The 22,057-nt window shown below is 58.2% G+C and carries 19 protein-coding genes; 7 read left to right on the forward strand and 12 right to left on the reverse strand.

Translation table 11 applies throughout. From position 1 onward, the window contains the following. Positions 1-20: 20 nt before the first annotated feature. The 5 genes from U5G49_RS13980 to U5G49_RS14000 all read left to right on the forward strand — a co-directional run bounded on the left by U5G49_RS13980 (position 21) and on the right by U5G49_RS14000 (position 6,667). Positions 21-998 (forward strand): sugar ABC transporter substrate-binding protein, encoded by a 978-nt coding sequence (locus tag U5G49_RS13980; RefSeq protein ID WP_193445616.1) that lies wholly within the window; start codon positions 21-23, stop codon positions 996-998. Between the two features lie 569 nt (positions 999-1,567). Beyond that, positions 1,568-2,185 (forward strand): HAD-IA family hydrolase, encoded by a 618-nt coding sequence (locus U5G49_RS13985; RefSeq protein ID WP_193445693.1) that lies wholly within the window; start codon positions 1,568-1,570, stop codon positions 2,183-2,185. 671 nt (positions 2,186-2,856) lie between these two features. Continuing rightward, positions 2,857-4,083 (forward strand): DUF3422 domain-containing protein, encoded by a 1,227-nt coding sequence (locus U5G49_RS13990; RefSeq protein WP_193445615.1) that lies wholly within the window; start codon positions 2,857-2,859, stop codon positions 4,081-4,083. Between the two features lie 195 nt (positions 4,084-4,278). Continuing rightward, entirely contained in the window at positions 4,279-5,685 is a 1,407-nt protein-coding gene (locus U5G49_RS13995) for an adenylate/guanylate cyclase domain-containing protein (RefSeq protein WP_284200515.1), read from the forward strand. Positions 5,686-5,773: 88 nt separating this feature from the next. Beyond that, positions 5,774-6,667: a LysR family transcriptional regulator gene (locus tag U5G49_RS14000; RefSeq protein ID WP_193445614.1), complete on the forward strand. Its 894-nt coding sequence runs from the start codon at positions 5,774-5,776 to the stop codon at positions 6,665-6,667. Here the strand turns inward: U5G49_RS14000 and U5G49_RS14005 are convergent. The 12 genes from U5G49_RS14005 to U5G49_RS14060 all read right to left on the reverse strand — a co-directional run bounded on the left by U5G49_RS14005 (position 6,662) and on the right by U5G49_RS14060 (position 19,073). Then, a complete protein-coding gene (locus U5G49_RS14005; RefSeq protein ID WP_193445613.1) occupies positions 6,662-7,384 on the reverse strand; it encodes a DUF4405 domain-containing protein in 723 nt (240 codons plus the stop codon). The genes U5G49_RS14000 and U5G49_RS14005 overlap by 6 nt on opposite strands. Before the next feature lie 26 nt (positions 7,385-7,410). Next, on the reverse strand, positions 7,411-7,884 hold the full coding sequence (locus U5G49_RS14010) for a hypothetical protein (RefSeq protein ID WP_193445612.1): 474 nt from the start codon (positions 7,882-7,884) through the stop codon (positions 7,411-7,413). Positions 7,885-8,095: 211 nt separating this feature from the next. Next, entirely contained in the window at positions 8,096-8,656 is a 561-nt protein-coding gene (locus U5G49_RS14015; RefSeq protein WP_246289272.1) for a nucleotidyltransferase family protein, read from the reverse strand. Positions 8,657-8,731: 75 nt separating this feature from the next. Further along, the gene (locus U5G49_RS14020) at positions 8,732-9,691 is read right to left on the reverse strand and encodes an XdhC family protein (protein ID WP_193445610.1); all 960 of its coding nucleotides are present in this window, start codon (positions 9,689-9,691) and stop codon (positions 8,732-8,734) included. Further along, entirely contained in the window at positions 9,681-11,879 is a 2,199-nt protein-coding gene (gene paoC / locus U5G49_RS14025; protein ID WP_193445609.1) for an aldehyde oxidoreductase molybdenum-binding subunit PaoC, read from the reverse strand. Before paoC ends, U5G49_RS14020 begins: the two co-directional genes overlap by 11 nt. A 5-nt stretch (positions 11,880-11,884) precedes the next feature. Continuing rightward, positions 11,885-12,835: an FAD binding domain-containing protein gene (locus U5G49_RS14030; RefSeq protein WP_193445608.1), complete on the reverse strand. Its 951-nt coding sequence runs from the start codon at positions 12,833-12,835 to the stop codon at positions 11,885-11,887. Then, positions 12,832-13,470: an aldehyde dehydrogenase iron-sulfur subunit PaoA gene (paoA, locus tag U5G49_RS14035; RefSeq protein WP_193445607.1), complete on the reverse strand. Its 639-nt coding sequence runs from the start codon at positions 13,468-13,470 to the stop codon at positions 12,832-12,834. The genes U5G49_RS14030 and paoA overlap by 4 nt, the downstream gene beginning before the upstream one ends. A 434-nt stretch (positions 13,471-13,904) precedes the next feature. Then, on the reverse strand, positions 13,905-14,897 hold the full coding sequence (locus U5G49_RS14040; protein WP_193445606.1) for a Bug family tripartite tricarboxylate transporter substrate binding protein: 993 nt from the start codon (positions 14,895-14,897) through the stop codon (positions 13,905-13,907). Between the two features lie 84 nt (positions 14,898-14,981). Continuing rightward, positions 14,982-16,397, reverse strand: a complete 1,416-nt coding sequence (locus tag U5G49_RS14045; RefSeq protein ID WP_193445604.1) for an MmgE/PrpD family protein — start codon at positions 16,395-16,397, stop codon at positions 14,982-14,984. A 35-nt stretch (positions 16,398-16,432) separates the two neighbouring features. Further along, positions 16,433-17,335, reverse strand: coding sequence for an SMP-30/gluconolactonase/LRE family protein (locus U5G49_RS14050; protein WP_193445602.1), 903 nt, complete (start codon positions 17,333-17,335; stop codon positions 16,433-16,435). A gap of 32 nt (positions 17,336-17,367) precedes the next feature. Next, complete coding sequence (locus U5G49_RS14055) at positions 17,368-18,123, reverse strand: SDR family NAD(P)-dependent oxidoreductase (RefSeq protein ID WP_193445600.1); 756 nt, start codon at positions 18,121-18,123, stop codon at positions 17,368-17,370. 173 nt (positions 18,124-18,296) lie between these two features. Next, on the reverse strand, positions 18,297-19,073 hold the full coding sequence (locus U5G49_RS14060; protein ID WP_193445691.1) for an IclR family transcriptional regulator: 777 nt from the start codon (positions 19,071-19,073) through the stop codon (positions 18,297-18,299). Positions 19,074-19,432: 359 nt separating this feature from the next. Between U5G49_RS14060 and U5G49_RS14065 the strand changes: the two genes are divergently transcribed. Further along, the gene (locus U5G49_RS14065; protein WP_193445598.1) at positions 19,433-20,413 is read left to right on the forward strand and encodes a Bug family tripartite tricarboxylate transporter substrate binding protein; all 981 of its coding nucleotides are present in this window, start codon (positions 19,433-19,435) and stop codon (positions 20,411-20,413) included. 130 nt (positions 20,414-20,543) lie between these two features. Further along, the gene (locus tag U5G49_RS14070) at positions 20,544-22,025 is read left to right on the forward strand and encodes an aldehyde dehydrogenase (protein ID WP_193445596.1); all 1,482 of its coding nucleotides are present in this window, start codon (positions 20,544-20,546) and stop codon (positions 22,023-22,025) included. Positions 22,026-22,057: the final 32 nt, after the last annotated feature.

Genomic DNA, 22,057 nt, shown 5'->3' on the forward strand with positions numbered 1-22,057 from the left:
CTAGCGGAAAGGTAAATATTATGAACATCCGACTTCAAAAGGCCGCCATCGGAGCAGCCGCATCAATGGGCCTCTTGGTTGCTATGGAAACCTCCTCATCGGCCAGCCAGTTGACCTTGGGCTATGTCGTGGCGAGCCTCAAAATTCCTTTCAACGCCGCCACCAAAAAGGGTTTCGAGGAGGCGGCCGCGGAGGCCGGTGTCAAGACGATCGTCCTGGATCCGGAAGGAAATGCTGGGAAGCAAGCAGCAGCGATCAACGACCTCATTTCCCAGGGCGTAAACGGAATTGGTTTCCTCCCAATGGATTCGAGATTGGCCGAAACCTTTGCCGACAAGAGCGCCGCTCGAAATATCCCGAGCGTCTCAGTAGCGGTCCAGGTTGGCGATAGCAAAACTCGGGAGATGAGAGACGTGTTTCCGAGTCTGTCTGCCCTGGTGACCACTGACGATGTGGCCATCGGTGAACGCGCGGGCGAACTGGCGACGACGCTCCTGCCTAAAACCCATTCCGCAAAAATCGCAGTTGTCGAAGGCGCTCACGGCTATTCGGCCGTCACTCAAAGAACTGAAGGTTTCCGCACAGCACTGGATAAAGCGGGAATCCAATATCAGATCGTAGCGTCGCAGGAAACCGACTGGACACCCGCGCAGGGAATGGCTGTGTGCAACGACATGCTGTCGACAACACCCGATCTGGACCTGATATTCAGCCAGGCTGATCCGATGGCGATTGGATGCGCTAAAGCGTTGCACATGTCGGGTTCAAGCGCAAAGTTAGTCTCGACCGGCGGTGGATCGCTCGAAGGCAACAATGCCATCGCCAATGGCGACCTGGACGGCTCGGTCTGTACGCGTCCGGAGCTTTTGGGACGGCTAACTTTTAAGGTGCTTTACGAGGCGGCAACAAATCCGAAATCACAGAAGGCGCAGTTCGTAACCTACGACAGCGCGGTCATCACAAAGGAAACATTGAGAAATTGCCCGCCCGAATGGTGAAGACGTTCGTTGCTGTCGGCCGCCGGTGATTTCCACCCGATCGCCTGCCCCGGGTTTCCGCCGACCCCATAATCGTTGCACACATTGATGTAAAGCTGCCCTCCACAAACGTGAGGGCGGCTTTGTTCTCGGCGAGTTTTGTCCGTCAGTTTCGCATAAGAACACAACTATCAACCTAAATGTCTGCCAGTTTCGCATAAGAAAGAGTTTTGTCCGTCGGTTTCGCACAACAGAGACTTTCGCTGCGGGTTCAATCCTTCCCTTGTTTTGCCGCATCCACGCTTTACCCTCTCTGGGATGCATCATCTTCGCTACCAGGTCCTGAAGAATGCCGCCGACAAGTATTGGTCGGTCGTCGATGTTTTTTACCGGTTGGCCTGCGGAATATCATGGTATCGTCCTCGATACGCTAGATGCCCACGAAGCCGACAGGATGGTGGACATCGTGAACCTCAACGACTACGCGCGTCGGGGTCAGTTGCGTCCCCTCCAGTAAGAAACCGTCTTCCTAAAAAAGGTGTCTGGTGCCCATTAATCCTTCTGTTCGATACTCAGCGTTCCTCTTCGATATGGACGGCACTATTTTGAGTTCCGCCGCCGCCGCTGAGCGGGTTTGGGGAGCTTGGGCGCAGCGCCATGGTTTGGTTCCCGCGGAATTTCTGCCGACAATGCATGGAAGGCGCGGCGTTGACACCATCAGCCAGTTGGGGCTTCCGGGCGTTAACCCCATTGAAGAAGCTGCGTCGATCGAACGAGCCGAGATCGAAGATGTGGACGGCGTTGTCGCTATTCCCGGGGCACAGGAGTTCCTCGCTGCTTTGCCGTCCGACAACTGGGCCATCGTCACCTCTTCGAGCAAAGCACTTGCACTTCGTCGCTTGGAGGCCGCGGGGCTTGTCGTACCCCGGTTCATGGTCACTGGCGAAGATGTTAAGATTGGCAAGCCCAATCCGCAGGGCTATCTCTTGGGCGCAGAGCGGCTCGGCGTTGCGTCCTCCGGATGTCTTGTCTTCGAAGATGTGGAAGCTGGTGTCAACGCAGGTATCGCCGCCGGATCGGCTGTGGTGATTATTGAGCACGCGGGGCACAAGTTAGAGACGGCTGCCAATTATTCGATCCCCGACTACACAAGCATTACTCCTGTCATTCGCGCCGACAGGTCGATTTCAATCGCTGAGAAGAGCTAACTGACGCCGCCATCCTTCTGATCACGCTGGCCGGCCCCTCGAATGCTCGTAAATGTCGCCGTGACAGGGTCGATAATCAGAAAGCGTCCTCCAACCCCTCCTCTAATTGGCTCGCGATTTCAGCGCTCATGGTTGGGCGCGCACCTGGAACAGGCTCCAGGCCCTTATTGCTTCGATCGGTCGTGCCGGGTGATGCCTGAGCAGCGCCTTCGCCTGCTTCAGAAAAAAACGATGATCGGCATTGGCCATAACGCGGATGTCGGGTCTCCAAGCAATAGCCACAGGTTATACCCGATGTCTGAACAGTATGTCTGGTCTGCTGCCCATCAAGTATATGAATAGACACCGACCAACCGGCAAGGACGCTGGAGCAATCAGCCGCCCTGGCAGACAACGGAAATCGTCAAACGTGATAGCCGCCATGATGGGTGGCCGAAATCTAACTCGACCGGAACCCCAACTCTCTGTCGGCAAAGCGAGGAAAAAGTGCCCCCTTCACAACGGAAAGAGAATTCGGAAATCAATCTCGTCGAGAGATACAAGCCTGTGGGAATTATGGCAGTCCGCGCTGCGACGGAGATCAAACCACGAGAGACGTCGCGTCGCGAGCCTCGGACGCCCGCCGAGCAACGAGTTCCGAAAGGGCAGCTAAATAGCTATCAAGGAAACGATTGACGACAACCCTCGACGGGGAGCTAAAGGTGAGTGCTTCGACGAATTTCAATGCCGAACTTCATGCGCGCCCCTCAATTTACTTCAGCGGACCTTCTCTCGTTGAGCATGTTGCGTTCATGCCCGCTTCAACGCAGACGCAAGGAATCGTCGAAATCCAGCAGAAGAACGCGACGAGCGATGACGGAATTAGGGTGCAAATCGAGCACCACACAGAATTCACGACAGTGACGAGGGTCACGCCGCTCAAACTGCCAGTGCAGGCATGGCCGCAGGAAACGCGTTTCCATAAGGACTTTGGCGTTACCACTACACCCTCTCAATTGATCTGTAGGATCTCGGTGTTGGTTCTCGATGCGCCGCCTGAAGATCTCTCTCCGACCCTCAGACAGTATGGGTTCGGCGACACGGCCGCATCTGCCATTGGTGGTAGCGCGGCGCAGGTTTGCTCGGATTTCCTCGTGGGCCCCGGCGAGAGCAGCCGAATCCTTTTGTTCAACGCCGAACTCAACGCTTATCGGCTGGGTCGAATGGTACGGCGGATTTGCGAGATTGAAACCTATCGGTCGATGGCCCTGTTGGGCCTACCAGAGGCCCGACGCCTCGCACCGGTGCTGAAGTACTTCGACGAGAAGCTAACCGATCTTACAAACCGTCATCTGAACACTCCCGCCGACGAGCACAAGAGGCTCCTCGACGAGATTTCCACGCTGTCAGCGCACGTGATCTCCGCGACCGCGGAGACGCGAAATCGCTTCGGGGCGACAGCGGCGTACGCAACCATCGTGGAAGAGCGCATAGCCGAGCTGCGCGAATCCCATGTCCCCGGCTTTCAGCGGTTCGGTGTCTTCGTTGCAAGGAGATTCAAGCCGGCGGTTCGAACTTGTGCTGCGACGGCACTGCGACTGGAACAGCTGTCGCATGCCACGATGCACCTTCTTGACTTGCTTCAAACGCGCATTCAGCTCGAGATCGAATACCAGAACACCGTCCAGATACGCGCGATGGCGGAACGGGCCGCTGTTCAACTGAAAATCCAGCGCGCGGTGGAAGGATTCTCCATCATAGCGATAAGCTACTACTTGCTGAGTTTGCTGAAGATGACCGCGGAGACCCTGGACCATGCTGGCGTACATCTCGGACCATTCACTATGCTGGTGTCTATCCCAGTCGTTGTAGCGGCAGTGGCGCTGACAGTCTTTCGAGTCCGGCACGCTCTCAGGTAGCCAAGAGCGCCACCTATTCATGAGCCATCCCAATAACAGCTAACGGAAAAGCCGACCTAATACGGGGAAAATGCCGTACTTATATCTTTCTTGGTCCTCGCCCGAGCTGGATGGCGGACGATCAGCACGTAGCAGCCGCCGGCCATGCCGAACGATCACCAAGGAGCCGCGATCCACATGGCGAGATTTCGGAATATGCTGGCACCTCTGTTGCGCGCGAGCCCCTTCCCGCGCATTGAAGACATCTCGACTCCCCATGCCAGCGAGCCGACCGCCCAATCCATCGAAGACGAACTCACCCGGGAAGAGCTGCGTGGACTTACAACCATTTTCTTGGGAAGATCGACAGTCCTTGCCATTCTTTCTCTTTGGGCATTGACCCTACCCTTCGAGCGTTCAGGCGGCTATCTATTGGCATTGTTGCTTTTCGGCCTTCTTGGTGCATTGCCGCGCCTCCTTGTGAAGCACGGGCTGAAGCAGAAAATCATCCTCGCCTTATTCGTCCTTCTAGATGTCTCTGTCCTGACGTTCCTACTAATCGTGCCTCCCCCATTCTACGTCGACGACTGGACGCCTCAGATAAATCTGCGCCTGCCGAACTTCCTCTACGTTGGCATTTACATTATCGGTATGGCCCTCAGCTATTCGCCATGGTTAGTGCTGCTTTCGGGTTTCATGGCGGCGGTGGCCTGGAGCATCGGCTTCGCTTGGGTCGCCTCACTCCCCGCGTCCGTGCTGTCCAGCTCGAGAAAGACCCTTGATACCGGCATGTCGTCCGAGGCCGTGATAGCAAGCTTCCTCGATCGGAATACCGTCAGCCTCACGATTTGGTACAATCAGCTACTGTTCATTTTTCTGGTGACGGTGATGCTGACCGTGACGGTCTGGCGATCACGGCAGCTTGTCAGAAAGCAGGTTGCCGTCGAGAGGGAGCGCTCCAATCTGGCCAGATATTTTTCACCTAATATCGTCGACGAACTTTCCAACGATCATTCCGATCTCGACGAATCGAACACCCAGTACGCAGCCGTCCTATTCGCTGACATGGTTGGTTTCACCTCGATCTCCGAGAAGTCTTCGCCAAACGAGATCATGTTGCTGCTCAGGGCGTTCCACAGCCGTCTTGCCAAAGTGACCTTTCAACACGGCGGCACCGTCGACAAATATATCGGTGACTCGATCATGGTTCACTTCGGCACTCCCGAACCGCGAAACGACGACCCTGTCCGGGCGTTGGCTTGCGCGGAGGCGATGGTCGGCGAGATCGAAAAGTGGAACGAGGAACGGAAAGTCGAAGGTCTAGCGCCCATTCAGATCGGTATCGGCCTGCACTATGGAGAGGTCGTTGTCGGCAACACTGGTCACACCCGTCGCCTGGAATACACTGTTCTCGGCGACACCGTGAATGTCGCGAGCAGACTGGAACGCCTCACGAGGGGAACGCCGTCCCATGTGATGGTCAGCAACGATCTCGTGTCGGCGGTCAACTCGCGGGGGGCGGACGCAACCGACATTATGCCCGGGCTATACCCCGACACTTCGCGTCGCGTCCGTGGCCGAACAACTCCAATTGCTGTGTGGTGTCGCGCGGCGAAAACATGAGTCATCACGCATGCGTGAAATGAGTTCAGTGGAAATTTTCAGAAATAACGCGATATAATCCTCCTTGTAGTATGAGAAGGATTCATGAGTGGCTCGCGAGTCTATCAGTGATTTGAATGCGTTTGCAGAGGTTGCGCGTGAGCGCAGTTTTACCCGTGCAGCAGCGAAAGTCGGAGTGTCACAGTCTGCACTCAGCCATACCATTCGACAACTTGAAACCAGGCTTGGCGTACGATTGTTGACCCGTACAACCCGGGCGGTTTCCCTTACGGAGGCCGGAGAGAGGCTTCTCGACGGCATAGGACCGCACCTAGACGAAATCGATGCTCAGGTCGAGGCATTGAGTGATCTTCGAGACAAACCTGCCGGAACGATCCGTATTTCAGCGTCTGATTATGCAATTACCCACGTTCTCTGGCCCAAGCTAAGGACTTTCCTACCGCATTACCCTGACATCAAGGTTGAACTGATCCTCGACAACGGCCTCACGGACATCGTCAACGAGCGCTACGACGCGGGCGTCCGCATGGGGGAGCATCTTGCGAAAGACATGATCTCCGCGCGGATCGGTCCGGATTTCAGCTTGGCCGTGGTTGGTTCCCCTTCCTATTTCGAGAAGCATGGAGTACCCGCGCACCCCAAAGACCTAGTGGACCACACCTGCATAAACTTTCGCCTTCCCAGTTCAGGAGGCCTTTACGCATGGGAATTCGAGGAGGACGGCCAAGAAATCAGGATTAAGGTCGACGGGCAGCTTGTGTTCAACAACACATTCAATGCACTAGAGGCGACGCTGGACGGGTTCGGTTTGTCGTACATCCCCTTGGAAATCGTGCAGCCTCTCGTCAAAGACGGAAAACTTGAACATGTCCTTCAAGAGTTCTCTCCCCCGTGGGATGGCTACTACCTCTATTATCCAAGCCGCCGGCAGTCCTCACCCGCGTTCGCCGCGCTGCTCGATGCATTGCGCCATCGATCATGAAGTTTCCTGATCGACCGAGGCTCCCCTAACCGAGGTTGAGGTTCTTCTGCCCGACCTTCTCCAGATCGCCATCAGCATGTGAGTGATAGTGGCTGGCAGCATAAACACTGCCAGCCAATGGCCGAAGAACGGCGTGACGGAGGCGGTAAAGTCCCAAAAATCCAAGCTGTAATTGAACGTCAGCTTCGTCCAGACGCCAAGCGTCTCAAAACTCGCCAGCCCCTGCAAGGCAAAGGCAGCGCCCATTGCTAGGAAGACAAATCGCAGTGCCGGAGTCGTCTGCCTGAAACCCAAATGGTTTAATAAGCTCGTTCGCAAACGCTCCCAATGCAGACCCACGTGGATGCCGGTAACGATGATGACCCAGTAGGAAGCGAACCAGTGTATTTCTCTCAGATAGACAGAATCCGGTATAGGCAGCCCGGCAAAGACCGACTTCGAAATAACCACACTGGTGACGAGCAGCACGAGCATGTTCGCCATGAGACCGGCGTGGAGGAATACGCGGACTGCTCGCATCGCATCGTATTTCCCACGCGTCAGGTTCTTGAACCAAGTGCGGTTTGCGTAGATGTGCCAGCAGAGCAACGCAAAGAGCCCGGTTCCAAAGACTTCGTGGGGCACGTTGTCCAGCCACCAGTAAGCAAGCGAGAGAAGCAACAACGCGAGCATCAACGACGGCAGCATCACACGTTGCAAAAGAAAGCTTTGGACCATGGAGAATGAAGCGCCTCTGTGCCTGATCACTTGAACGACAGCGCGTCGGTGAACGTGAACATGAAATGGCGATCCTCGCGCGAACGATGGCACGAGTAGCACTGTGCTACGTTCTCGTCGGCCTTGATGGACTTGTCCGGCCAGAACCATTGATACGCCCAATCGGCAGAGCCCTCGCCCACTTTCTGCGCGACGAGATAGCGGTGCAGCACATCACTCTGGTAATCGACCAATACCACGTGCGTCCCGACCGCCACCGGCTGGCCAGCCTTGATTGCAGCGAGAGCCTGAGGGTTTGTGAGCATGTGTTCTCTTGTCACTCCGCGCCGCACGGTCGTGTAATGGATCAGTTGATCAACTGGAGGAAAGGTGACGGCGTTTTCCGCCGCGGAAGCTGGCGTGGTTTCATTGAGGGCGGGGCCGGAGATACAGACTACTGCTAAAACGACGAAACCGACAGCAACAGCACAGACCAAGCCCGCAAAAGTCTTACGTGGCATTCAATAAATCCTTTCGTTACCGGTCCTCCCCACCGAACGAGATCCCAAAACTAAAAACCGCTCGCTCCGGTGCGATCCGGAGGCGGCCAGACAACAAATAGCAAAGACAACAGGCTGGGATTAGAGCCCACAACCGTTTGACGTTATGAGGGTATTTCATCAATCGGCAGAGAATACGCAGAGGCGCTCGGACGAGAAGAAATCTCGTCCATCAGTTGGCTTCCGGCTGCGCGCCAAAAGCAAATAGTTGCTCTGTGGTGTCGATGTCCATCTTTGCGCTCACGCCGATCTCAACGTCGATTACGTCGAGAGCAGACTGCGAAATTATCGCACGAGCGCCGTTGTCACCACGAAGACCTTGGAGTGCCGCAAAGGCCGAGCGTGGGAAAATAACAGGATTGCCCGGGACCCCGTCGCATGCCGCTCGGACGATGGCCTTGGCACTGCTCGTCCGAAAAACACCAATGAGCGTATCGAGGTCCTTTGTTTTGAGTAGCGGCATGTCTGCAAGCATGATCATGATGCCATCGGGATCGAAATCGGCGGCGCGCCCGACGCCGAGCACGATCGAACTTGCCATGCCATCAGCGTAGTAGAAATTTCTTACAACGCTCAGTTCGAGCCCCGCAATTTCGGCCTCGATGTCAGTACCTCGATATCCGGTCACCATCACGACCGAGCCACTCTCGCAACCGGTCGCGGCCAAAGCAGCCAAGCGAACTAGGGTCACGCCACGAAATCGCGCCAGGAGCTTGTGTCCGGAGCGCTCCATTCTGCTCGATCTCCCTGCCGCTAGGACAACGACCGCAACCGAAATCAGCGCATTCTGGAGCGGTGCCATGGTGCCTCACGCGTAGATGGACAAGCGCGTAGCTGCAACATCGGCCAAGACGGACAGGCCAAGTGAGTTGGCGTCACGAGTTGGTCCGAACACACCGATCGGCGCTTTTATCCGACGGATTTGCGCCTTCGAGAACCCGGAACTGTCGAGCCTATCTACTCTTTTGCGGTGGGTGCGAGTACTGCCCAACGCACCGATGTAAAACGCGTTCGAGCGCAGTGCTGCATGCAGCACCGCCTGCTCCGCATCGAGGTCATGGTGGAGAAGAACTACCGCGGTGTACTGATCGATATCGGGCAGGTCTCTTTCTCTCTTCGTGTGTGTGACGACCTCATACCCGGATGAATTGGAGATAGCGGCAACCCGCTCGGCCTCAACGCTCTGACCGGAGATCACAACGCGCGTGCGTGGCCGATAAATTGTTTCGAAGCCGCCATCAACACAGCCGGCCCTTTCCGGTGGTTCAACCATCTCAAGCTGTTTTAGTGACCTCGAGTAGCGAAGGCCCGCGCTCCGGCGGTGACCAAGCTCCGTGAGTACCTGGCTTAGCACTTGAGCGTCGCGCAGCACGTGAATCGACACCGTGATCCCGCCGCCGCATGGCAGGACAATATCGAAAAAGGACGAGCCTTCTCCGTATTTTACCTCGCGGTCTTTGTCTTCGCTGAGCGCGTCGAGCGCCTCAAAAGCAATCGCCGCCTCAATGCAGCCGCCAGATACATAGCCACAGAAACGGCCATCGGCCGCAATGACGACATGGGAGCCAAGTGCGCGCGCGGCTCCTCCCCGGATTTCGACCAGGGTGGCAAGCGCCACCCTGCCCCGAGCAAGCTCCCTGATCGCAAAGCGAAATATCTCTTCCACATCATCAGTGAGCAACGATCGAACCGGCGTCGGCCTTACCGTAGCCTCGCCGACCTCGTGCGGATTGCTGTCCGAGAGTGCGGTGATATTCTCATGCAACATCCGGCAACCCGCCTATGATTTTGTCGAGGGTCATAGGATAGTGACGCACTCTCACCCCGCTAGCGTTATAGATCGCGTTCGCGACGGCGGCCGAAACACCACAAAGTCCAAGTTCGCCAACGCCTTTAGCCTTCATCGGCGACGACATTGGATCTGCCTCATCCATGAACACCACCTCTTGGTGGGGAATGTCGGCGTGCACGGGAACCTCGTAGCCCGCGAGATCGTGGTTGACGAAGAAACCTTGTTTGGTGTCGACCGCCAGCTCCTCTGACAGGGCTCCACCTACCCCCATCGTCATGGCACCGATGACCTGGCTGCGCGCCGTGATGGGGTTGAGGATTCGGCCGGCGGCGCAAACTGCCAGCATACGCCGAATGCGCGTTTCACCCGTGGCGACATCGACGCCGACTTCAACGAAGTGCGCACCAAAGGTCGACTGTTGATGCGTGTCAGCCAGATCACCCCATTCCATATTGTCTTCGCCAATTAACCCGTCGGGACCGGCTGCTTCGGCGAGCGCGACCGAACGGTTGCCCGATCGTACCTGTCCATTCTCAAACACCACTTCGTCGGTGTTGAAGCCGAGTTTCTGTGCCACCGCCTCACGGAGCTTCACACACGCGGCATAGACGCCCGAGGTGGAACAGTTCGCCCCGAATTGGCCGCCTGAACCTGCGGAAACAGGAAAGCGTGAGTCGCCGAGCTGAACGGCCACCCGATCTACCGGGAGACCCAGCATCTCGGCAGCCGTCTGCGCAATGATGGTGTAACTGCCTGTGCCGATATCCGTCATATCAGTTTCGACCGTTGCAACCCCGTCCGCGCCGAGTCGAACCCGGGCAGCAGAAGGAAGTAGAAGATTGTTCCGGAATGCCGCTGCGACACCGAGGCCGATGAGCCAACTTCCTTCCCGACGCGAACCTGGCTTCCCGCGTTGGCTCCAACCGAAGCGTTCCGCGCCAAGCTTTAGACAACCGACCAGGTTCCGCTGTGTGAATGGTCGTTCGGGCTTCTCAGGATCGACCTGAGTATCGTTGAGAATGCGGAATTCGACAGGATCGACGCCCACCTTTTCGGCGATCTCGTCGATTGCGATCTCGAGCGCCATCAATCCGGGTGCTTCGCCCGGCGCTCGCATCGCATTGCCTTCCGGCAGATCAAGTGTCGCCAACCTCATCGCCGTCATGCGATTCTCGCCGGCGTAAAGCAGCCGGGTTTGATTGACAGCAGTTTCCAGCTGGCCTCCCTTCTGGTCGCCAGACCAGCTTTCATGGGCAATCGCGGTGATCTTTCCATCCCGAGACGCGCCGATGCGGATACGCTGGATGGTCGCTGGCCGATGGGTCGTGTTGTTCGGCATGAAAGGACGCGGCAGCGCGACCTTGACCGGTCTGCCTGCGGCCTTTGCTCCGAAGGCGGCCAGCACGGCATCGGCTCGCAGAAACAGCTTGCCCCCGAACCCGCCGCCGATGAACGGCGACATCAGATGAATATTGTCCTTGTCTATGCCAAGAGTGGTCGCCAGATCGGATCGCCACCAATCAATCATCTGGCTGGAAGTCCACACGGTCACCTTCTCGCCGTCCCAAGCGGCGATCGAAGCGTGCGGCTCCATCATCGAGTGGGACTGGTCGGGGGTCGTGTAGGACTGGTCCAAGGTCACGGAGGCGTTCTTGAAGGCCCCCTCGAAATCGCCGACGGCTGTGTCGGGCTGCTGCTTCTCGTCGGGCTTGACGGCGCTGTCCTTGGCCTTCGCCAGGTCGAAACTCCCCATCGCGGTTTCGTAATCGATCTTGATGAGCGAAGCGGCAAAGCGCGCCTGCTCAAAGGTTTCGGCGACCACCACCGCCACCGCCTGATGATAGTGCTGGACTTCATCGCCTCCGAAGAGATTGGCCGTGTTGAACTTGCCCTTTTCGCGCTTTCCCACGTCCAAAGTGGTCACAACCGCCAGAACGCCGGGGGACCGCTTTGCGGCATCGGTGTTCATTGACCGGATACGGCCCTTAGCGATCGACGAACCGACTGGATAACCGTAGGCATAGGGGACCTTCGGATCATGCCACTCATAGGCATACATCGCTCGGCCGGTCGTCTTCAGTTGCCCGTCAATGCGGGGGATGGGCTGTCCGACGACCTTCATTTGATCGATGGGATTGTTGACTGCTGGTGTGTCGAATTTCATGGTCGTTATCCCCTTGCCTCTGCGATCACCGAGCCGATCGTTCGTTCCACGAGCGTCACCTTGAAGCGATTTTGCTCCGTTGGGCGTGCGTCGGCGAGCAGTGCCGCGCTCGCGGCTTTTGCCCCGTTCTTCAGCTGCTGGTCGCCTGACGCTGTTCGCCATGGCTTGTGAGCAACGCCACCGAGAGCCACGCGGCCGGTGCCATCCGGTTGGATCACTGCGGCAACGGATACGAGCGCAAACGCGTAAGAGGCGCGATCGCGCACTTTGCGATAGATATGCTTGCCGCCAATCGGCTTGGGCAGCGTCACTGCAGTTATGAACTCACCCGGCTCAAGCACGGTCTCGACATGGGGCGTATCGCCTGGCAGCCGGTAGAAGTCTGCGATCGGGACTGCGCGAGTGCTGCCGTCGCCCTTGACCGTTTCGACGGTCGCGTCTAGCGCCCTCATCGCAACAGCCATATCGCTGGGATGAGTCGCAATACAGGAATCGCTACTTCCGACGACCGCATGCTGGCGGGAGAACCCGCCAAGTGCCGAGCACCCGCTTCCCGGCTGCCTTTTGTTACAGGGTTGATTGGTGTCGTAGAAATACGGACAGCGTGTGCGTTGCAGGAGGTTGCCTGCCGTAGTGGCTTTATTGCGCAGCTGGCCGGATGCCCCGGCGACAAGAGCGCGGGTAAGCAATCCGTAATCTCGGCGGACGGTGGCGTCACTTGCCAGATCGGTGTTGCGGACCAGAGCGCCTATGCGGAGGCCCCCTTCGGACGTCGATTCAATTTTATCGAGGCCAATGCCGTTTACGTCAATGAGATGCATCGGCTGTTCGATCTCTAGCTTCATCAAGTCCAGGAGATTGGTGCCGCCAGCGATGAATTTCGCTTCCGGATTGGCTGCTGCTGCTTTCGCTGCGGCCTGTACCGTCGTGGCTCGCTCATAGGTGAAGGGTCTCATGCTTTGATCCCCCCCACTTCAGAGATTGCGTCGAGAATGTTGGAATATGCGCCGCATCGACAGATGTTTCCGCTCATTCGCTCCCTGACTTCCCCAGCGGTAAGTTCAACCTTTGCCGAGATGTCTTGAGTCACGTGGCTAGGGATATTCGATTTGATTTCTTCCAACACCGCCACGGAGGAACAGATCTGTCCGGGGGTGCAGTAACCACACTGGAAGCCGTCGTGTTTGACGAATGCGGCTTGCATCGGGTGAAGGTCGCCGGGTTGTCCGAGGCCTTCGATGGTTGTGACCTCGTCACCCTCGTGCATGACAGCCAACGTCAGGCAGGAATTGATCCGACGTCCGTCCACCATCACGGTGCATGCGCCGCACTGGCCGTGATCGCAGCCCTTCTTCGTGCCTGTCAGATGAAGGTGCTCGCGTAAGGCATCGAGCAAGGTCGTACGATTGTCGACCTCGAGATCGCGCATCTCGCCGTTCACCTTGAAGGAAACGCTTGTGTTGAAGTTCACTTCTTTCCCCGAGGATTGTGCCGCTGCCCCTTTTGCAGCAACTCCAGTAACGGCGAGTGCCGCCGCCGAAGAGACAAGCAAGTCTCGACGTGAAAGTTCCAAATGTGAGTGATCTCTCATCTCCAGCTCCATTCGTTGCTGATGGCCTGGCGCATTCCGAGAAACGCCGTCTCTCAACGTAGGGCAGCTGAAAAAGATGATTAGGTACGATATCTTGCTAACGGTTATCGAACACGCTCATCAATCGGACGCGATAACGAGCAACCGGCGACGGCATAGATTCGCTGACCACGTGCCCGACATGCTCATCGGATGAGCGCCCCCGTCAGCGGTATAGACCAACCAATGGACGAAGCTCGCCTCACAACCTGCGGGGCCGAGCGCGACGCTCGCAATTTCGGCGGCTTTAGCCATCCTGCCTGCCGGCGCGATTCAGCGTTCATGGTGTTCCTGAGTTGGCTGATCGGCAACGCACGAGATCGATTAACGCCCGTTCTGAGTTCGTGTGGCGTGAGCGTGTGCCCGGGCCAGATGCCCGGACACACCATTTGAATTCAGCCGTCGAGCTTGATGTTCAGCGAACGGATCAGAGGCTGCCAGGTGGCTTTATCGCTTGCCCATCGCTGAGCCATGGTTTCGGGGTCGCTCGGAGGCATGTCGAGACCAAGCTCGGCATAGCGGGTCTTCACCAACGGGTCCTGCAAAGCCTTGCCGAGTGCCTGAGACAGGGTTGCGACCACGTCATCCGGCGTGGCCTTGGGCACAATCAGCGAGTGCCAAGCCCCAGCCGAGAAGCCGGGCACGCCCTGCTCCGCCATCGTCAGAACGTCAGGAAGCACCGTCAGGCGCTTTTCCGAGAAGACCGCGATCGCTCGGATTTTCCCATCCTTGATTTGCGAATTGGCCGTCGTGTAGTCGATCACGATGCTGTCAACAATACCGGCTAGGACGTCATTCAACGCGGGAGCCATGCCCTTGTATGCCACGTGCTTGAGATGCACGTTTGCGTCGCGGGCGAGACGCTCCATCGCGAGGTGAAGTGGCGTGCCGATCCCGGGGCTGGCGTAGAGAATTGGTTCAGGCGCACCCTTGGCTTTCTCCAGGTATTCCGCCGCCGTTTTGATCGGCGAGTTGCTGGGGACGCAAAGCAGCAGGTTGATGCCGGCATACATACCCACGGGCCTAAAATCGCGGTCCGGGTCGTACTGGATTTTGGGGTAAACGACGGGATTGATGATCAGCGTCCCGTTATCCGCGCTTCCAACGGTGTACCCGTCCGCCGGAGAACTCGCCAATGCTGCCGCACCTACCGAGCTGCCGGCACCGGGGCGATTATCGACAACGATCGGCTTTCCGAGTGCCTCCGACATTGGATGGCCGACGAGACGGGCGACGGTGTCCGTGGCTCCACCGGGCGGAAAGCCGACGATCCACTTGACGGGTTTGTCCGGATACGTGGCCCACGCAGAACCTGACACTGCAAGGGTTGCGGCGGTTGCCGCTCCGGTCATAAGGAACCGGCGTCTCGTGATTTCAAAGTTTGGCATGCTGCTCTCCTCCCATTGAGATACATGGCTGTTTCGATGTCCGGGGACGGGTCCGCCGCCCCGGGGAGAAACCCGGGTCGCGGGCTATGCGGACTTTCTGTGTGCAACGCTGACGCTTGACACGGCGGTCGCAACGATCTCCCGGACGTCACCGATGGTTTCGAGTGTCTTCATCGAGTTGCAAAGCTCGGAAATGCTTTCGGCCGACAGTGGTGAGACTGCCGCACGAGCGCAGGAACCAAACTTGTGGAAGAGTTCCTCCCAGGTCATCGGCAGTTCGACCGTCCCCGGCACTCTCGATCCCAGGCGCGAGATGCTGGTGCCGTCTGCGAGCAGCACTTCGATTTTTCCGTCAGGCAGTTTCGATGTCCAGTTATAGCTGCTGTCGGGGACTGGCACGACCTTGAGGGCCAAGGCGAGGACCGCACGATCTTTCAGCGCCTCGCTCGTGAAGTCCCCGACCTCCATCTGCCCTTTTGCCAGTGCGAGGGCGACCAGGAACGGCAGGCTGAACTTGGCATCCACAAGCGTGCTTGGAACCTGCCGCTCCGCCAAAGGCGAGCACATCCTTTGCTGGAAGTCACCGACAAAGACCTTCACCTCGGTAACCTGATCCAGCGCTACGTCGTTTTCCTTCATCAACTCGATCGCCGCATGAATGTAGGTGTGGGCGTTCCCGACAGCCGGCCAATATTTGTATGTCATTCCTCCACTGAGGAACTCCTTGCCGAGGTTGGCGACCATCTTGTCGCGATCGTACTCACCCTTGAAATAGACCTTGAAGACCCCCGCCTCCCCTTCGAAGAGGTTGCGGATGCCGGTCATCCCGCGTGCGGCGAGCCTGACGGCATTGACGCTCGCCTGCGAGCTGAACCCGGCGTACATGCCCCTCAGATCGCTCCCGAGCCCGAAAATCTGCTCCATCGTTCCGCTGGACTGCAGGCTGGCGACGCCGAGCGCATTGGCCAGCTGCGTCGCGTCGAGCTTGAAGATCGAGCCGCCGGCCGCTGTCGCGGAGAAGCAGCCAATGACGGTCGAGAGGTTCCAGTCCATATGCCAGCCGACATTGCAGCGAAGGCGAATGAAAATCTCCTGCCCGATGGCGACTGCCGTGATCAGCTCCTCTCCGGTCACACCCTCGCGCAGTTCCGCCAATGCGAGCACCGTCGGAATGATCGAGCTGTCGGCGTGCGCGCCCCATGGAGTCTGACTGTCAAAGTCAAGGCCGTGCGCGAGCGCGCCATTGGCGAAAGCCGCAGCGCCGGCCGGAACCCGGTCGCCATATCCCAAAACAGTCGCCTCGCGCTTGCCGCCGGTCTCCTGCACCAGTTCGACGATCGGCCTGACCGCAGGTTCCATGCCACTCGCGGCCAGCATGACGCCAATCGTATCAAGGACACTTTTCTTCGCCGCTTCGACCGCAGCAGACGGCAGATCGGCGAACCTGGTGTTTGCGGCGAATTCGGCAAGTTGCTGCGAAAGGTCGGGAGTGATGGTCATTCGAAGTCGTCCTCGTTTTGTATTTAAACTGCCGGTCAACCGGCGAACCGGGTCTCAGGAAGTCCTTTGACCCCGAGACCATGAATGGCGAACAGGCCCCCGGCTCCGGGTTCCTTGGGCGGGATGCCGCGCATCGGGCGTCCCATGCTGGTGAAATAAAGGATGTCGAGATCGGGGCCCCCGAACATGATGCTCGTCACGTTGCGCACTGGGACCTCGATCACCCGGTCGATGATCCCATCCGGCGTGTATCGGACGATCCGGCCCCCGAGGACCTTTGCGTTCCAAATGAAGCCGTCGGTATCGACGGTCGCGCCGTCTACCGTGCTCACGTAGCCCGCATCGGATACAAAGAGGCGCTTGTCGCTGACTTTGCCCGTTTCAAGATCATAGTCGTATGCCCAGATGGCCTTGTGCTCGGAGTCACCGCAATAAAAAGTCCGGCTGTCCGGGCTCCAACAAGGCGCATTGAAGCAAATGAACCCCGTGTCGATCTGCGTCACCCGGAGGTCGGGGTCCAAGCGGTACAGCGACCCCTTTCCGGAGGGCTTTCTGGGTATGGTCACATCAAGCGGATGGAAGTCGTAGCCCATGCACCCCGCGAAAAACCTGCCCTGTCGATCGACCTTCCCATCGTTGAACCTGTACTCGGGTTGATCGGCCAGCGGATTTCCAACATACTCGATCCGCTGGGTATCGAACTCGTAGAGGGCAAACCCGCTTGCGAGCGCCAGAACAGCGCCTCCGCTTTCACGTAGTGCCATGGAGCCGATGTAGGTTGGCACATAGTGGGTCCGAACATCGCGCCCGTTTTCACGGCAGGACCATATCTCTCCTGCAGTGCTGTCCACCCAGTACAAGCGCTGTTCGCGGACGTCCCAAACCGGGCCTTCGCCGAGATTGTTCTTGCAGTCCACTAAAAGTCGAATATCGGCCAACGCATCCTCCTTCGTTGGTCAGCACCAACAGATCAAAGGCAGGCGGTCTGGCCTCCGTCGACCGCAACGATCGCGCCGGTCATGAAGCTTGCGTCCGTGGTGAGAAGGAAAGCGATGACTGCTGCAATTTCCTCGGGCTCTCCCATTCTGCCGATCGGATGCTTGGCATTGACCCGTTCCACAGCAGCCGCGTCCTGCAGCATGTATTCAGTGAACGGTGTTTTAGTCATACCCGGCGCTACCGCGTTCACGCGAATGCCAAGCGGCCCGAGTTCAGGCGACATCGATTTCGTGATGCCGGACACCGCGAACTTGGAGGCCACGTAGGGCAGCCTGTTCGCAACGCCCATCACACCCGCGCCAGAGGAGATGTTCACGATCGCGCGGTCACCGGTATCGTCTTTCACCGCTTGCACGAAGGCTTGGCAGAGGTTGATGGTGCCCTCGAGGTTAACCGCCATGACGCGACCGAAACTCTCCGGTTCGACATCCACGATGCTGCCGACGCCCTTGATGCCAGCACAATTGACCAGTCCGTGTAGCGCCCCGTGGCGTTTGCGCACATCCGCAACTGTCTCGATGGATGCAGAATGATCGCAGACATCCAGTGCGATGCCTTCCACTCTCGTCCGGTCGCCGATCTCCTGGACAACCTTCGAGACGCCCTCCTCCGTGACATCGACGGCAATAACGGTCGCGCCTTCGGAGTGCAGCCGCTTAACGGCAGCCGCACCAATGCCGCTGCCTGCTCCGGTCACCAAGACTACTTTGCCCTCAAATCTCTGCATGCCTGCTCCTCCATCGCGGCCAGCCCCTGTCGGGAAAGCTGATATAATTTTGTATATGAAATAGGCTTTCATATGTTGAAGATGGCGTCAACATTTTATTTGCGCGATGGAGTTTCAAATACAAAAGGGCTCGGCGATCTGCCGAGCCCTTCGAAAAGCCTCTTCCGAGGAGACTACCGATCGACGGCCGCTCCCGCGCCCATCCTTTTCGAGAGGTCCCGACAGGTCTCAAGGAGCGCGTTACGCGCCTCCGGCACCGGCACGTGCGATGCGCTGTTTAGCCGGTGGATGAATGGCATGGTAATCGCGGCGACAGCCTTGCCGGTGTAGTCGAAAATAGGTGCGGACAAGTTCGTCACACCGGCGAGCGTTAGTGACGGGCCCTCGCAATAACCCACATCGCGTACCCCGGGAAGATCGGCCAGAAACCTGTCCCGGCGCTCTCCGGCTTCCGTTCCGGCCAAAGTGAGCAGGTGCTCCAAAGCCGCGTCATCCATGAACGCCGCCAGCACGCGGCCTGATGCCGAATCGAAAATCGGGATCTGCGCTCCGAGCCGAACGGAGTTCAGGTTGTTGTCGGGGCAGTCGACCTGGGCGACGACCAACAGCCGGCCGCCCTGGAGGATACACAGGTGGATGGACTGATTGATCCGGTTCGCGAGCTTTTGCATTGCGTCGCCCGCAATCGCAGTCAAGCGCCGGATCGGAGGATGGCGGTGGGCAACTTCGAACAGCTTTGTTGTCAGCTGGTAGCGGTCATCTCCGCTAAGCTCGACGTAGCCCCGCTGGCTGAGCACCACAAGCATGCGGAAGATTTCGGACGTCGTCCGGCCGAGCATCTTTCCAATTTCCACCTGGGTCAGCCCATCGCTGGCGGATGCCAGTAGCTCCAAAATGTCGAGGCCTTTCGTGAGCGCCGGCGCGCGATATTTCTCGTCTTCGGCGGACATCTCGGTCACTGGCACTTCATCCTCGATCAGCTGCGCGTTTCAACCACATTCCATCAGATAGCGATTTCATCGGCTCACGAAAAGCGTCTAAATGGCAAGCGCGCCACCCCAAAAATACACCATCCCGTAGGACCGCAAAGCTCAGGCACAGCAGGGAATTCGGCATCGTCCCCACGTTCCGGACATATAACACACGCTTATAACCTTTGGCACTCCTTCCGGCTTTCGGCTTTACAGAGTTGGCTTGACGGGTTCGATTATGCGCGTCGCAGGCCACTTCGGCAGTTTTCTCTGCAGCCCGACGGGAGGTCGGGCGCGGTGTTGGTCGCTGCGTAGTTGTTTACCAGGAGGAGAATACCATGATCACGAGAAGATCCGTTTTGCTTGGCACGACCGCAGCGATTTCAGCCTGTCTGCTTTCACGGGCATCGGATGCCCTCGCCGCCGAATGGCCGGCGCGACCGATTACAATCAACATCGGAAACGCGCCTGGTGGCGACGACGACACGCTCAGCCGGTTCCTGGCACAGACGGCAAGTGAAGAACTCGGGCAGCCAGTTGTGATTGAAAATCGCGCGGGCGGATCGACGACTGTGGCAGGAAATGCCGTCGCCGGAGCCAAGCCCGACGGCTACAACATTCTTTGCCTGATCACTGCCGGATTGGTTCAGACCGTCCTCAGAGATAACCTCCAGTACGGTCTTGACGATTTTGTTCCGATCGTCGAAATCGGCGGCTACCCGCTGGCGCTGATCGTCTCCGCCAAGGCAGGGATCACGAGCACCGACGAACTGATGGCAGCGGCCAAGTCACCGGATGGCGTGACGTTTGCCAGCGGTGGCGTAGGCACCGTGGGTCACCTGACATCCACAATGTTCCTCAAGGAGGCCGGGGGCAAGGGTGTCCACGTCTCCTACAAGAACAATCCCGAGGGCATTCAGGCTCTCGCAGGCGGTTTCACCCAGATGATCTTCGCGTCGGCTCGAGAGGCCGCGTTGCTCAAGGATGATCCCAACGTACGGGTCTTGGCAGTCACGTCCCCCGCCCGAACCGCCAATATGCCCAACGTCCCGACGACGGCGGAGATCGGCTACCCGCAGATCAACTCGCGCGTCTGGTACAGTTATGCCGCCCCAAAGGGGGTTCCCGACGAGGTGGTGACGAAGTTCTCCGCAGCAATCGTGAAGGGCGTCAAAGACCCCAAGTTCCAAGAGCGCTTCACGCCGCTGTCTTTCCAGACCGACATCAAGACCGGCGACGAACTCACGGCTTTCCTGAAGGCCGAGCAGGACAAATTTCGCAAAGTCATTACGGAAAACAACATTCGACTGAACAACTGAGCTGGCGGCAATGGCCGCCACCAAATGAAACTCGGACGGGTGCGGACCGCTGTGCAATCGCCGATGGGACCCGTTTTCCCATCGGCGAAACGTAATTCGCTGCCCAGCAAGACGAATTCAAGGAGGAAAGATGCACAGCTACCAACTTTTCATTGACGGGCAGTTCACCGACGGAGAACGCGGAGAGCATATCGAAACTCTCGACCCCTATCACGGCAAGCCGTGGGCGGAGTTAGCTCGAGCGACGCGGGGAGACGTGGACCGCGCGGTAAAGGCGGCCCGCGAAGCGCTCGACAAGGGCCCCTGGTCAAAGCTGACAGCGACTGCGCGCGGCAGGATCATGCGGAAAATCGGCGATCTCATTACGCGTGATGCCGATCGGATTGGCGAGATCGAAGCTCGGGACAACGGCAAACTGCTCGCCGAAGTCCGTGGCCAACTTAACGGCGTGGCCGAGTGCTGGTACTACTACGCTGGTCTCGCCGACAAGATCGAAGGCGCATGGATACCTGTCGAGAAGCCAGACACCATGGCGTTCACGATGCGCGAACCCATCGGCGTGGTAGCTGCCCTAACCGCCTGGAATTCACCGATCTGGTTTGCCACCGTAAAAAGCGCGCCTGCCCTGGCGGCCGGCTGCACCGTCGTCGTGAAGCCGTCCGAATTCGCCTCGGCCAGCACGCTGGAGCTTGCAGCGATCGTCAAGGAAGCCGGGATGCCAGACGGGGCGTTCAACGTTGTCACGGGCTATGGACATGATGCAGGCGCGGCACTTGTCGAACATCCCGATGTCGCGATGATAACCTTCACGGGCTCCGATTTGACCGGAGCAAAAATCTACGAGACCGCTGCCAAGCAGATGAAGCGGGTCGCGCTTGAGCTTGGCGGCAAGTCACCCAACATCGTATTCGAAGACGCCGATCTCGACCTGGCTGCGGCGGGCGTCGTGTCCGGCATCTTCGGTGCAGCTGGACAGATGTGCACCGCCGGCTCCCGCCTATTGGTCCAGAAGTCGATCAAGGACGTTTTCACGACCAAACTCGTGGATCTCGCTCGATACATCAGGATGGGCGATCCGATGGACCCGAACACCAACATCGGTCCGATTTCGACACCTCCGCAGTTTCAAAAAGTCCTGGATTACATAGAGATCGCCCGCAAAGACGGCGCGCGATGCATCCTCGGCGGCAACAGAGCCACCGGTGCGGGCTTGAGTGCTGGCCAGTTCGTGGAGCCGACCATCTTCTCCGACGTCACCAACGACATGAGGATCGCACAGGAGGAGGTCTTCGGCCCGGTCCTGTCCATCATCGAGTTCGATACCGAAGAAGATGCCACAAGGATCGGAAACGACATCGCCTATGGCCTCGTCGCTGGCGTGTGGACGCAGAACATCGGCCGCGCGATGCGCATGACGAAGGCCCTCAAGGTAGGAACCGTCTGGGTGAATACCTACCGTGCCTACAGCTTCATGATGCCGTTCGGCGGAACCAAGAAATCCGGCCTTGGGCGTGAGAGCGGGATCGAGGCGATCAACGAATATCTCGAGACCAAGAGCGTCTTCCTGTCAACGGCGACCGAAGGCCCAACCAATCCCTTCATCATGCGGTGATGGTCCCTTTCCACGCGCGAAGCGCAGACTGC

The sequence above is a fragment of the Rhizobium indigoferae genome (assembly GCF_034554815.1).
In the GTDB taxonomy this organism is placed as follows: Bacteria; Pseudomonadota; Alphaproteobacteria; order Rhizobiales; family Rhizobiaceae; genus Rhizobium; species Rhizobium leguminosarum.